Here is a 13,028-nt window from a genome sequence, read left to right on the forward strand (position 1 = left end):
CAATTCTATCGGGTTTACGCCCCGCTTTCAGCGCCCGCAGACGAACTTCCCGATTTAAGGGTCAACTTTAAGCGTGCCCACCATGCCTGCCTGATAGTGGCCGGGGATATTGCAGGCAAATTCAAGGTTGTCCGCCCGGCTGAACGTCCACGTCAGCTCAGCGGTTTTACCCGGTTCGACCAGCACGCTGTTCGGGTCGTCATGTTTCATACCGGCCATGCCCATCGCGCTGTGATCCATCCCATCGTGGCTCATGCCAGTAGGCGTCATTGCTGCGCTCTGCTGCATCTTGAGCATTTCTTTCTGGTGCGCGGCATGCATCGCGGCATCGCCCAGGTTGAATTCGTGCAGCAATTGGCCTTTATTCACCAGCACAAAGCGCACCGTCTCACCGGCCTTGACTTGCAGGGCCTTGGGCGTGAAGGCGATATCCGTCATGTCAACTTCTACCGTGCGCGTAGCACTTGCCGCCGACGCAGGCTGGCCAAACGTGTAAGTGCCAGCGGGTGAGGCAAGAGCCGAAACACTCAGCACCAGTAAACCACCCGCTAGAGCTAAACGATTTCGTAGGGTCATGCGAACTCCTGAAAGCTACTATTCAAACGTTGCCTGACTTTAAAGCACGGCGCTGGCAGCCAACTGACCGTAAGATTACAACTTTGTCAGTTTAGCCCTGCACCCTAAGGGCCACTGTATAAGGCTGAAGTTAATTGCTGATGGGTCGCCCATGAAACTGCTGATTGTCGAAGACCAGCCCAAAACCGGCCAATACCTGCGTCAGGGCCTAAGTGAAGCAGGCTTTAGCACCGAACTCGCCACCGATGGCATCACCGGCCAGCACCTGGCCCTGACCGGTGATTATTCGCTGCTGATCCTCGATGTGATGTTGCCTGGACGTGATGGCTGGCAAATCCTGCAAGCGGTGCGCAGCGCGGGGCTGGACATCCCGGTGCTGTTTTTGACCGCGCGCGACGCCGTTGAAGACCGCGTACATGGCCTTGAACTGGGCGCCGATGATTACCTGGTCAAACCGTTCGCCTTCTCTGAACTGTTAGCGCGGGTGCGCAGCCTGTTGCGCCGTGGCAGCAGCACGACGCAGGAAACCAGCCTGCAACTGGCAGATTTGCGGCTGGACCTGATCCGTCGCCGCGTCGAACGTAATGGCCAGCGCATCGACCTCACCGCCAAGGAGTTTTCGTTGCTGGAGTTGCTGCTCAGGCGTCAAGGCGAGGTGCTGCCCAAATCGTTGATTGCCTCACAGGTGTGGGACATGAATTTCGACAGCGATACCAATGTCATCGAAGTGGCTATTCGCCGTCTGCGCCTGAAAATCGACGACAGCCACGAACAGAAGCTTATCCACACCGTGCGCGGCATGGGCTACGTACTTGAAGAGCGTCCCGATTGATGCGTCGCCTGTCACTGAGCAGCCGTCTGGCCTTGCTGTTTGCAGGCTGCACAGCCGTGGTTTCACTGTTTGCTGGCGTACTGTTCGGGCGCGCCAGCGAAGTGCATTTCGTAGAACTGGACCAGCAACTGATGGAAAGCCGCCTGGCAGGGCTGCGCAGTACCCTGCACGGCGCCAGCACCCTGGAACAATTCACCCAACGCCTGCCCCTGTTGTTGCAGGATCTCAGCCATCAACCCGACTTGAGCGTTCGGGTGCGCGGCCCCGACGGCCACGTGTGGTTCGACAGCTCAACGCAACTGCCTGCCGAACTGCCGACAACACCGGGGCTGGTCAGCCTGCAAATCAGTGGCACCGATTACCGCGTCCTTAACCCGGCGCCTGACTCTCCCGGCGCACCCCGTCTGACCTTGCTGCTGGACATCACCCACCACCAGCATTTCTTACAGCGCATGCAGCGTCTGATCTGGATGACCGTCAGCCTCTCGGCGCTCGCCACCGCGATTCTGGGCGCCTGGGCAGCCCGTAGCGGCTTGCGCCCTTTGCGCCGCATGAGCGCGATTGCCGCCAGCGTCTCGGCCGACTCACTCAACGCACGCCTGCCGCAAGCACAGATGCCCGCCGAACTGGCCGAACTGGCCAATGCCTTCAACGCCATGCTCAGCCGACTGGACGCTTCATTTCAGCGGCTCTCGGCCTTTTCAGCCGACATTGCCCACGAACTGCGCACCCCGCTCTCAAACTTGCTGACACACACCCAAGTCACCCTCACCCGGCCACGCGATAGAGATGCCTACCGCGAAGCATTGCACAGCAACCTCGAAGAACTGCAATGGATGGCACAACTGGTCAACGACATGCTGTATCTGGCCAAAGCGGACCATGGCTTGCTCACCCCCAAACGCGAGCCGCTAGACGTGGCCCATGAAGTTGACGCGCTGTTGGAGTTCTATGCGCTGTTGGCCGAGGACTCACACATTCAGTTGAGCCACACAGGCAACGGTCAGATAGCAGGCGACCGCAGCATGCTGCGTCGCGCCCTGTCCAACCTGCTGGATAACGCTTTGCGCTACACACCGGCGGGCGGCGCGATCAAGGTGCTGATCGGCGGATCGGCGGCCAGTGTCAGCATCACGATTGAAAATACAGGGCCAGGCATCCCCGCTGAGCAGGTGCCACGCTTGTTCGACCGATTTTATCGGGCAGACCCGGCGCGGCGCGAAGGCAGCAGTGAACATGCCGGGTTGGGACTGGCAATTACCCAATCGATCATTCGCGCCCATGGCGGGCAGATTCGCTGTGATTCGCAGGAAGGATTGACGCGGTTTGTGGTAGAGCTGCCAGCAAAGCTGCCCTCACCCCAACCCTCTCCCTCCGGGAGAGGGAGCTGATCTAGGCTGTAACGCAGACCTGCTTTTGCTTTAGCCCCTTCTCCTGCCGAGAGAGGGCTTCAAATCGCGTGGTAACACAGACCTGCCTTTGCTTTTAGTCGCCTCCCCCTCTGGGAGAGGGTTAGGGTGAGGGGCTTTTGCGCTTCAGGTATCAGGAATAACGCAAAGCATGCGCCGGCTGGATTTTGGCGGCCCGATACGCCGGGTACAGCGTCGCCAAAAAACTCAACACAAACCCCGCCGTGCAGATCAGCGCCACGTCACCGCCTTGCAGCTCAGACGGCAGGTTACTGACGAAGTACACGTCAGAACTGAAGATGTGCTGCCCTGACACGCGCTCCATCCAGCCCACCAGCTCGCTGACATTCAACGCAGCAATCACCCCCAGCACGCCACCGATCAACGTACCGACAATGCCAATCACCGTGCCCTGAACCATGAAAATCGCCATGATCTGGCGCGGCGTAGCGCCGATGGTACGCAGGATCGCGATGTCGGCACCCTTGTCGTTCACCACCATGATCAGCGTGGCGATGATGTTGAACGCAGCCACGGCAACGATCATCAGCAGCAGCAAACCAATCATGGTTTTTTCCATTTTCATGGCGCTGAACAGGCTGCCCTGGGTGTGGGTCCAGTCATCAGCCCGGTAGCCCTCACCCAGACCTGCGGCCACATCAGCCGAGACTTTGGGCGCAGCGTACAAATCCTTGACTGCCAGGCGCACGCTTTGCACCTGGTTCGGCGCCCAGCGCTGCATGGCGGCGGCGTCTGCGACGTGGATCAGGCCCATGGAGCCATCCAGCTCAGCGCCGACCTTGAAGATGCCCACCACGTTCAAGCGCTGCAAGCGTGGGGTAATGCCGCCCGGTGCGGTGCTGGCCTCGGGCACGATCAAGGTGATTTTGTCGCCCACCCCCAAACGAAATCGCCGGGCAGTGATGTCGCCGAGCACCACGCCATATTCACCGGGTTTAAGGTCTTCCAGGCGACCTTGCACGATGTGCCGGGTCACGATGGACACCTCACCTTCGAGCGCCGGATCGACACCGCTGATCTGGATCGGCTGCATCGAGCCTTTGTAGGACAGCATCCCTTCCATTTCGGTGAACGGCACCGCCGCCGTCACTTCAGGGTTTTTCATCGCCGCTTCAGCCACCGGCCGCCAGTCATCGATCGGCTTTACGCCTACGATGGTGGCGTGCGGCACCATGCCGAGGATGCGGTTACTCATTTCACGCTGGAAGCCGTTCATCACCGACAACACCACGATCATGGCCAAAACGCCCAAGGCGAGACCGATCATCGAGGTCATGGAAATAAACGACACAAAACGATTGCGGCGCTTGGCGCGGGTATAGCGCGTGCCGATAAAAATCGATAACGGTCTGAACATTCGCGGGCACCGTATAAAAATAAAAGACCCGACGCCGGTCAAGGCGCAGGGTGGGGGCCGATTAAATCGTGGTCAAGCGACCTTCTTGAAGGTGCAACACGCGATCCATCTGGCGGGCCAGGTTCATGTCATGGGTCACCACCAAAAATGCCGTGCGCATAGAGGTGCTGAGTTCCAGCATCAGGTCCTGAATGCCCTGCGCGGTGTGCGAATCGAGGTTGCCTGTCGGCTCGTCGAGCATCACCAGCCCCGGATTGTTGACCAGCGCACGGGCGATGGCCACGCGTTGGCGCTCACCACCGGAGAGTTCGGCCGGTTTGTGCTCCAGACGGTGGCTCAGGCCCACGCGGGTCAGCAGGGCTGTCGCCCGCTCACGCGCCTCGGGAATCGATGTTTTGCCGATCAACAGCGGCATGCACACGTTTTCCAGCGCGGTGAACTCAGGCAACAGATGGTGAAATTGATACACAAAGCCCAACGAACGATTGCGTAACTGACCGCGGGCCTTTTCGCCCAGCGCCGACAGTTCTTCACCCGCCAACCAGACACTGCCGCTGGAAGGTGTGTCGAGGCCACCGAGCATATTGAGCAACGTACTTTTGCCCGAACCCGATGTACCGACAATGGCCACGCGCTCGCCGGGGTGCAGTTCAAGCTGCAAGCCCGACAACACCACCACCGACTCCGGGCCTTCGTCGTACGACTTGCTCAGGTCGCGGCAACTCAACACTGCTTGTTCTTTCATGCCCAACTCACTCATAACGAAGCGCCTGCGCAGGCTGGGTGCGTGCAGCACGCCAGGCCGGGTACAAGGTCGCGAGGAAACTCAGAACCAATGCCGCACCGCACACCATCAACACGTCTTGTGCCTGCAATTGCGACGGCAAGTAGTCGATGAAGTACACGTCGGCGTTGAGAAACTTGTGCCCGATCAGGCCTTCAAGGCCCGAAATCGCCGCGCTCACATTGAGCGCCGCCAGCATGCCCAGCACCGCGCCGATGGCCGTGCCGACCACGCCAATCACCGTGCCCTGCACCATGAAAATCGCCATGATCGTGCCGGGAGTGGCGCCTAATGTGCGCAAAATCGCGATATCGCCCTTTTTGTCATTCACCACCATCACCAGCGTGGAAATGATGTTGAACGCGGCCACGGCCACAATCAGCAGCAACAGCAGACCGATCATGGCTTTTTCCATGCGGATCGCTTGATACAGATTGCCGTGGGTACGGGTCCAGTCGCGGGCGTAGTAGCGGTCTTCGCCCAACTGCTGGGCGATGTCCCATGCGGCACGCGGGGCCTGGAACAGATCGTCGAACTTGAGGCGCAAGCCCTGGACCTGATCGGGCTTCCAGCGCTGCAAGCGCGCCAGATCCTGCAAGTTGGTGATACCCAGATAGCCGTCGATCTCACCGGCGCCGACATGAAAAATGCCCTGCACGGTGAAGCGCTTCATGCGCGGAAACATGCCCGCCGGGGTCACCGTGACTTCCGGCGCCACGAACGTCAGCTTGTCGCCAATGGCCACGCCGAGCTTTTTGGCGGCCTTGTCGCCAATGACAATGCCGAAACTGCCGGGCGTCAGGGCGTCGAGCTGACCGTGCAACATGAACTGGTCAATGATCGACACCTTGCGCTCTTGCGCGGGATCGATGGCATTGAGCAGCACTTTTTGCACATTGCCGTCATGGGTCAGCAGGCCCTGCATCTGGGTGTACGGCGCAACCGCCGCCACCTTCGGGTTCTGCTCGACCTTGGCGGCCAATGATTGCCAGTCGCTGATCGGTTGATCACCGACGATGGTCGCGTGGGGCACCATGCCCAGCACGCGGGTGCGCATCTCATGATCGAAGCCGTTCATCACCGAGAGCACAACGATCATCACGACCACGCCGAGGGCGAGTCCGATCATTGAAGTCAGAGAAATGAACGACACAAAATGATTGCGACGCTTTGCACGGGTATAACGCGTGCCGATAAATACGAAGAGAGGTCTGAACATGTCGGGGCTTGTTCGAGGGAAAAGAAGACGTCCTTGTGGCGGGGCCTGATAAGCAGCTTTACACTCAGACCACAGCCGCCACCATGGGTTCGCCATGTCGACATTAGATGAAGCAGATCGCCGCGAATACTACCGTATCGATGATGTGATCGCACTGGAAATAACCCCGCTGTCGGCCCCCGAAGCCGCGAGCGATGAAGTGTTGCAAGATGCTTCGCCTTTATTCAATTTACTCAGCGAGTTGCACCTGAGTGAATTCGAGGCCCAGCACCTGCTGCGCCAGATCAGCGAGCGCGACCGTACGATCTCCAGCTACCTCAAAACCCTGAACAAACGCATCGACCTGCTCAGCCAGGTCGTTGCGCAAACCGTGCTGGGCAAAATCGGAGAACTGCAACCGGTCAAGCTGTCCGAAGGCGGCATCGAATTGCGCCACGCCAAAGCCTGCCCGGTGGGCAGCCATCTTTCGATCAAGATGGTGCTCATGCCTCAAGCGCTAGGGTTGCTGCTACGGGCTAAAGTCACTCACTGCGACGCGCGCGACGGCCATTACGAAATAGGCACGGAATTCGAAGCCATCACCGATGCGCAACGCCAGCTATTGGCGCGCTACATTTTGCAAAAACAAGCGCAGGCACGCCGCCTGGCCCTCGAACAAAACGAAACCGGCGAAGAAGAGTAAACACCTCTCAACGCTGCGACTTGTAGGAAGGAGCAATTGTGACCCTGATTTATGGCCATCGCGGCGCCAAAGGCGAAGCACCCGAAAACACCCTTGCCAGCTTTGAGCAATGCCTCAAGCACGGCGTTCGTCGCTGCGAACTCGACCTGCACTTGTCCAAAGATGGCGAGTTGATGGTCATCCACGACCCAACCCTCAAGCGCACCACCGACCGACGCGGCAAGGTGATCGAGCATACGGCCGCCGATCTCGCGACCTACGACGCACGCAAAGGCGGCCCGGGATGGGTGCATCCATGCCCGATTCCACGGCTTGAAGAGCTGTTCGAAAAATGCAACTTCGAGCATTGGCAGCTTGAAGTTAAAAGCGCCTCGCGTACCCGCGCAGCCACTACGGTGCTGGCGATTCGCGAAATGGCCCAGCGCCATGGCCTGATGGACAAAGTCACCGTCACCTCAAGCTCGCGCGAAGTGCTCAAGGCGGCCATCGAGTTGACGCCGGATTTATCCCGCGGGCTGGTTGCCGAATACGCTTGGCTTGATCCGCTGAAGGTCGCACAAAGCTATGGCTGCGACATGCTCGCGTTGAACTGGACGCTGTGCACCCCCGAGCGCCTGGAAAAAGCCCAGCGCCAGGGCTTGCATGTGTCGGTATGGACAGTCAACGAGCCTGCGCTGATGCGCAGACTCGCTGATTTCGGCGTAGACAGCCTGATTACAGACTTTCCCGGTTTGGCCACTGCCACCCTTGGGAATGGCTGAAATCGGTCTCCCCGGCCGGCTCAGGCCACCGGCCGGAGCCGCTCAAAAAAGCCGGTTAAGGCCGTCGTAAGCGGCTACCCGATAGGCTTCGGCCATGGTCGGGTAGTTGAACGTGGTGTTGACGAAATACTTGAGGGTATTGAGTTCGCCCGGCTGGTTCATGATCGCCTGGCCGATGTGCACGATCTCCGATGCCTGATAGCCGAAGCAATGCACGCCCAGCACTTGCAGGGTTTCGCGGTGGAACAGGATTTTCAGCATGCCTTGCGGTTCACCGGCAATCTGCGCACGCGCCATGCCTTTGAAAAAAGCCTTGCCCACTTCGTACGGCACTTTGGCCTGGGTCAGCTCTTGCTCGTTCTTGCCGATCGAGCTGATCTCGGGAATGGTGTAAATGCCGGTTGGCACATCATTCACAAAGCGCCAGCTGCCGTTGTCGACGATGCTGCCCGCTGCCGAGCGACCCTGGTCGTGCGCGGCACTGGCCAGGCTTGGCCAGCCAATCACATCACCTGCGGCGAAGATGTTCGGCACCGTGGTGCGGTAGTTTTCATCGACACTGATCTGGCCACGGCCATTGGCCTTGATGCCGATGTTTTCCAGGCCCAACTGATCGGTGTTGCCGGTACGGCCGTTGCACCAGAGCAAGGCATCGGCCTTGATCTTCTTGCCCGACTTAAGGTGCAGGATCACACCGTTTTCAACCCCTTCAACCCGCTCGTACTCTTCGTTGTGACGCACGGTGATGTTGTTGTTGCTGAAGTGATAGCTCAGCGCCTGCGAGATCTCGGAGTCGAGGAAGCTGAGCAGTTGTTCACGGTTATCCACCAGCTCAACCAGCACCCCCAGACCGCTGAAGATCGAGGCGTACTCACAACCAATCACGCCAGCACCATAAACGATCAGCTTGCGCGGGGTGTGACCCAGACTAAGGATGGTGTCGCTATCGTAGATACGCGAGTGGGTGAAATCGATATCGGCCGGGCGATAAGGGCGCGAGCCGGTGGCGATGATGACCTGCTTGGCCATCAGCGTTTCGACCACACCGTTGGCACATACCACTTCAATGGTTTGCTCATCGGTGAAGCTGCCGGTGCCAAAGAACAGATCAACGCGGTTGCGGGCATAGTAGCCAGTGCGTGACGTCACCTGTTTGGAGATCACTTTTTCAGCGCTTTTCAGCACGTCCGGGAACGAAAACCAGCGCGGCTCACCAATGGCCCGAAACATCGGGTTGGTGTTGAACTGCATGATCTGCCGAACCGAGTGACGCAAGGCTTTGGACGGGATAGTGCCCAAGTGCGTGCAGTTGCCGCCAACCTGGCGCCGGCTGTCAACCATTGCCACCTTGCGCCCTGCTTTTGCGGCGTTCATTGCCGCACCTTCTCCTGCCGGGCCAGAACCCAGTACCACTACGTCGTAGTTGTAGACAGCCATGCGTACTCCTCAGAACGGGCCGCGGCGCATTTTTAGGCGCCTGCGGCTAAATCATGACGCGGCCAGCGCCATGAAGGATCAAAACGTGGGGCACAGTCTATAGAAGCCTGAACGCTGCGAACATTAACCCTTGGTCTCGACGTAAGCTATTTTTGTATCTGCTGCATCACACCCGCGCTCAAAGTGCTATGCCACAAGCATCCGAGCGAATGATTCAACGACCGCTACGCGTGACCTGCGCCAAGTAACCACCAGATCACGCCCCCCAGCACGCATCGATCAGAGTTCATCCTCATGCGCCGAATAGTGATTGCCCTGTTGTTGATGTACAGCACCGCCAGCCTCGCCGATGAAAACTTGCCGATCAAGACCGCCAGTTTCCCCGTGCAATGGCAAGACGGAGCTCAAACGCTACAGCGCAAAGGCCAGATCGTGCTGACCTACCTATGGGCCGACATTTACGCCGCCGCCCTGTTCACGCCACCCCATATCAGCGCGCAGCAGGCGTTTGATCAGCAGCGCGACCTGCGTCTTGAGCTGTTTTATTTGCGTGACCTGGCTCACAGCGACATCACCCAGGCCTCAGCCGCCATCCTCAAACGCCAACAATCAGCGGCCACCCTGAGCGCCATCGACGGCCCGCTGAAAAAGCTGCAAGCGAGCTTTTCAGACATCAAGCGCGGTGATCGTTATGCACTGGACTACGACCCGACGCGCGGTCTGAATCTGGAACGCAACGGCAAGGTCATCTTCAACAGCCCCGACCCCGAACTGGCAAAGGTCTATCTCGGTATTTGGCTCGCGCCCGACGGCTTACCAGAAAAGCTGCGCCAGACGCTGATGGCACAAACGCCCTGAGCATTGGGTAGTTACAACAATTGTTGCCTACATTTTCAGTTACACATATGGTTACAAAACTGTTTGCAGTAGGCCCGAAGGTCTCTAGCTGGCAGTGCGGACGAGTAAAAACATGGATTACGCATAAGAATAGATAACAGCGGGTGATTTCTGATGGCCTCGAGTGCAGGTAACGGCAAAGCGATTTTTCGCGTTGTCAGCGGTAACTTCTTAGAGATGTTCGACTTCATGGTCTTTGGTTTTTACGCCACGGCCATTGCCAAAACCTTCTTCCCAAGCGATAGCGCTTTCGCCTCCTTGATGCTCGCGCTGGCCACCTTTGGTGCCGGCTTTCTAATGCGCCCACTGGGTGCGATCTTTCTCGGCGCTTATATTGACCGTCACGGCCGCCGTAAAGGGTTGATCATCACCCTGGCCCTGATGGCGATGGGCACCGTGCTGATTGCCTGCGTACCCGGCTACGCCACCTTGGGCGTAGCGGCGCCGCTGCTGGTTTTGCTGGGCCGCTTGCTGCAAGGTTTTTCCGCGGGTGTGGAGCTAGGCGGCGTATCGGTGTATTTGGCAGAAATTGCCACACCCGGCCGCAAGGGGTTTTTCGTCAGTTGGCAGTCTGCGAGCCAGCAAGCAGCGGTGGTATTTGCCGGGCTGTTGGGTGTGGGCCTTAACCATTGGCTCAGCCCGCAAGACATGGGCGATTGGGGCTGGCGAATTCCGTTTCTGATTGGCTGCATGATCGTGCCGGTGATCTTCGTCATTCGTAAATCGATGGAAGAAACCCCCGAGTTTGAAGCGCGCAAACATCACCCTACCCTGCGTGAAATTGTGCGCTCCATCAGCCAGAACTTTGGCTTGGTAGTGGGCGGCATGGCACTGGTGGTCATGACCACGGTGTCGTTTTACCTGATCACGGCCTACACCCCGACCTTCGGTAAAGCAGAGCTGAACCTCACCGACTTGCAAGCACTGCTCGTCACCGTGTGCATCGGGCTGTCGAACTTTTTCTGGCTGCCGGTCATGGGCGCCCTGTCTGACAAGATCGGTCGCAAACCCCTGCTGTTGGGCGCAACCATTCTGGCGATTCTGACTGCCTATCCTGCGCTGTCATGGCTGGTGGCCAACCCCAGCTTCAGCCATTTGCTGATTGTCGAGTTGTGGCTGTCGTTCCTGTACGGCTCGTACAACGGCGCGATGGTTGTTGCGCTGACTGAAATCATGCCGATTGAAGTCCGCACCACTGGCTTTTCGCTGGCTTACAGCCTTGCTACAGCGACGTTCGGCGGCTTTACCCCGGCGGCGTGCACCTACTTGATCCACGCACTGGACAACAAGGCAGCGCCTGGCCTGTGGCTGACCGGTGCAGCGGTATTGGGCCTGATTGCGACGGTAGTATTGTTTCGCGGCAACAGCCACCAGTTGCGCACCGCGCGGTCGGCGGTGGCGAGCAACGCCTGACGTTCGACGCACACACAAAAACGCCCCGAACCAGTCGGGGCGTTTTCAGTGGCAAGCGTTGCTTAGCGCGGGAACGCAGGCGGGTTGACCCCGGCCATGTCTTCCATGACGCGCACAACCTGGCAGCTATAACCGAACTCGTTGTCGTACCACACGTACAGCACAACGCGGTTGTCATTGCAGATGGTGGCTTCAGCATCGACCACACCGGCGTGACGCGAACCTACGAAGTCAGTGGACACCACTTCCTGCGAGCTCACGAAGTCGATTTGCTTGTGCAGATCGGAGTGCAGCGCCATGTGGCGCAGGTACTCGTTCATTTCTTCACGAGTCGCTGGCTTCTCAAGGTTCAGGTTGAGGATGGCCATTGACACGTTCGGCGTAGGTACACGGATCGCGTTACCGGTCAGCTTGCCCGCCAGCTCAGGCAGTGCCTTGGCGGCAGCGGTAGCAGCACCGGTCTCGGTGATGACCATGTTCAGCGCAGCCGAACGGCCACGGCGATCGCCCTTGTGGAAGTTGTCGATCAGGTTCTGGTCGTTGGTGTACGAGTGAACCGTTTCTACGTGACCGTTGACGATGCCGAACTTGTCGTTGACTGCCTTGAGCACCGGCACGATGGCGTTGGTGGTGCAGGATGCCGCCGAAACGATCTTGTCATCCGCGGTGATTTCGCCGTGGTTGATGCCATGAACGATGTTCTTCAGCTTGCCTTTACCCGGCGCGGTCAATACCACGCGGTCAATCCCAGGGCACTGCAAGTGCTGGCCCAGGCCTTCAGCGTCACGCCACACCCCGGTGTTGTCCACCAGCAATGCGTTTTGAATGCCGTACTGGGTGTAATCCACCTCAGTCGGGTTCTTCGCGTAGATCACCTGAATCAGGTTGCCGTTGGCGGTGATGGTGTTGTTTTCTTCATCAACCACAATGGTGCCGTCGAACGGACCGTGCACCGAGTCACGACGCAGCAAGCTTGCGCGTTTGACCAGGTCGTTGTCGGCGCCTTTACGCACCACGATGGCACGCAGACGCAGACCGTCGCCGCCACCGGTTTTTTCGATCAGGATGCGCGCCAGCAGGCGGCCAATACGACCGAAGCCGTACAGCACAACGTCTGTACCTTTACGGGCGCCAGCGTTTTGCTGACCCACCACCTCGGCCAGCTCTTCGCGCACAAACTGCTCGGCCGTACGGCCATTGCCGTGGGCTTTGAACTTGACGGCCAATTTGCCCAGGTCTACCGAAGCAGCCCCAAGCTTGAGTTCGCTCATCGCTTTGAGCAGTGGGAAAGTTTCGTGCACGGACAATTCAATGTCATCGCTCTGGCGATGACGCGCAAAGCGGTGAGCTTTGAGAATCGCAATGACTGAACGGTTGATCAGGCTGCGGCCATAGATCGAACTCACCACGTTGTTATTGCGGTAGAGCTGACCAATCAGCGGAATCATCGCTTCTGCGAGTGCTTCACGGTCGATCCATTCACCAAGACACTGGTCGGGCTTCTGAGTCACGGGAACCTTCCACATGTAGGGGCTGAAAAAAGGGGCTACATTATGCCGCTGCGCCAGATCATGGGCAATGTGCGCCTGTCACACAGCCCCGACTGAAACGATTAAGCTCCCCATATTCATAGGCGAAAA

12 protein-coding genes are annotated in these 13,028 nt (G+C 58.6%); 6 read left to right on the top strand and 6 right to left on the bottom strand.

All coding sequences use genetic code 11. The features are described from left to right. Positions 1-54 precede the first annotated feature (54 nt). Positions 55-576, bottom strand: a complete 522-nt coding sequence (copI, locus tag GYN01_RS02925; RefSeq protein WP_048365180.1) for a copper-resistant cuproprotein CopI — start codon at positions 574-576, stop codon at positions 55-57. A 151-nt stretch (positions 577-727) separates the two neighbouring features. Between copI and GYN01_RS02930 the strand changes: the two genes are divergently transcribed. Together GYN01_RS02930 and GYN01_RS02935 are read left to right on the top strand one after the other, a co-directional pair. Beyond that, entirely contained in the window at positions 728-1,408 is a 681-nt protein-coding gene (locus tag GYN01_RS02930; protein ID WP_048365179.1) for a heavy metal response regulator transcription factor, read from the top strand. Further along, the gene (locus GYN01_RS02935; protein WP_275296398.1) at positions 1,408-2,799 is read left to right on the top strand and encodes a heavy metal sensor histidine kinase; all 1,392 of its coding nucleotides are present in this window, start codon (positions 1,408-1,410) and stop codon (positions 2,797-2,799) included. Before GYN01_RS02930 ends, GYN01_RS02935 begins: the two co-directional genes overlap by 1 nt. A gap of 151 nt (positions 2,800-2,950) precedes the next feature. Here the strand turns inward: GYN01_RS02935 and GYN01_RS02940 are convergent, their stop codons facing one another. The 3 genes from GYN01_RS02940 to GYN01_RS02950 all read right to left on the bottom strand — a co-directional run bounded on the left by GYN01_RS02940 (position 2,951) and on the right by GYN01_RS02950 (position 6,198). Further along, on the bottom strand, positions 2,951-4,195 hold the full coding sequence (locus GYN01_RS02940) for a lipoprotein-releasing ABC transporter permease subunit (RefSeq protein WP_048365177.1): 1,245 nt from the start codon (positions 4,193-4,195) through the stop codon (positions 2,951-2,953). A gap of 61 nt (positions 4,196-4,256) precedes the next feature. Then, a complete protein-coding gene (gene lolD, locus GYN01_RS02945; RefSeq protein ID WP_173426954.1) occupies positions 4,257-4,940 on the bottom strand; it encodes a lipoprotein-releasing ABC transporter ATP-binding protein LolD in 684 nt (227 codons plus the stop codon). A gap of 7 nt (positions 4,941-4,947) precedes the next feature. Continuing rightward, the gene (locus GYN01_RS02950) at positions 4,948-6,198 is read right to left on the bottom strand and encodes a lipoprotein-releasing ABC transporter permease subunit (protein WP_048365175.1); all 1,251 of its coding nucleotides are present in this window, start codon (positions 6,196-6,198) and stop codon (positions 4,948-4,950) included. Between the two features lie 94 nt (positions 6,199-6,292). Here GYN01_RS02950 and GYN01_RS02955 point away from each other — a divergent pair, with 94 nt between their 5' ends. Further along, entirely contained in the window at positions 6,293-6,880 is a 588-nt protein-coding gene (locus GYN01_RS02955; RefSeq protein WP_048365174.1) for a PilZ domain-containing protein, read from the top strand. 38 nt (positions 6,881-6,918) lie between these two features. Continuing rightward, the gene (locus GYN01_RS02960; protein ID WP_048365173.1) at positions 6,919-7,641 is read left to right on the top strand and encodes a glycerophosphodiester phosphodiesterase; all 723 of its coding nucleotides are present in this window, start codon (positions 6,919-6,921) and stop codon (positions 7,639-7,641) included. 42 nt (positions 7,642-7,683) lie between these two features. On the opposite strand, the gene sthA is transcribed toward GYN01_RS02960, so the two are convergent. After that, complete coding sequence (sthA, locus tag GYN01_RS02965; RefSeq protein ID WP_048365172.1) at positions 7,684-9,078, bottom strand: Si-specific NAD(P)(+) transhydrogenase; 1,395 nt, start codon at positions 9,076-9,078, stop codon at positions 7,684-7,686. A gap of 294 nt (positions 9,079-9,372) precedes the next feature. Here sthA and GYN01_RS02970 point away from each other — a divergent pair, with 294 nt between their 5' ends. Together GYN01_RS02970 and tcuC are read left to right on the top strand one after the other, a co-directional pair. Continuing rightward, positions 9,373-9,936, top strand: coding sequence for a chalcone isomerase family protein (locus GYN01_RS02970; protein WP_048398773.1), 564 nt, complete (start codon positions 9,373-9,375; stop codon positions 9,934-9,936). Positions 9,937-10,089: 153 nt separating this feature from the next. Next, entirely contained in the window at positions 10,090-11,388 is a 1,299-nt protein-coding gene (gene tcuC / locus GYN01_RS02975; protein WP_048365170.1) for an MFS transporter, read from the top strand. A gap of 62 nt (positions 11,389-11,450) precedes the next feature. Here the strand turns inward: tcuC and GYN01_RS02980 are convergent, their stop codons facing one another. Then, positions 11,451-12,914 carry a glyceraldehyde-3-phosphate dehydrogenase gene (locus tag GYN01_RS02980; protein WP_048365169.1) on the bottom strand — a complete coding sequence of 488 codons (1,464 nt, stop codon included), beginning with the start codon at positions 12,912-12,914 and terminating at the stop codon, positions 11,451-11,453. Between the last annotated feature and the right edge of the window lie 114 nt (positions 12,915-13,028).

It is taken from the genome of Pseudomonas weihenstephanensis (assembly GCF_016812185.1).
Lineage (GTDB): Bacteria > Pseudomonadota > Gammaproteobacteria > Pseudomonadales > Pseudomonadaceae > Aquipseudomonas > Aquipseudomonas weihenstephanensis.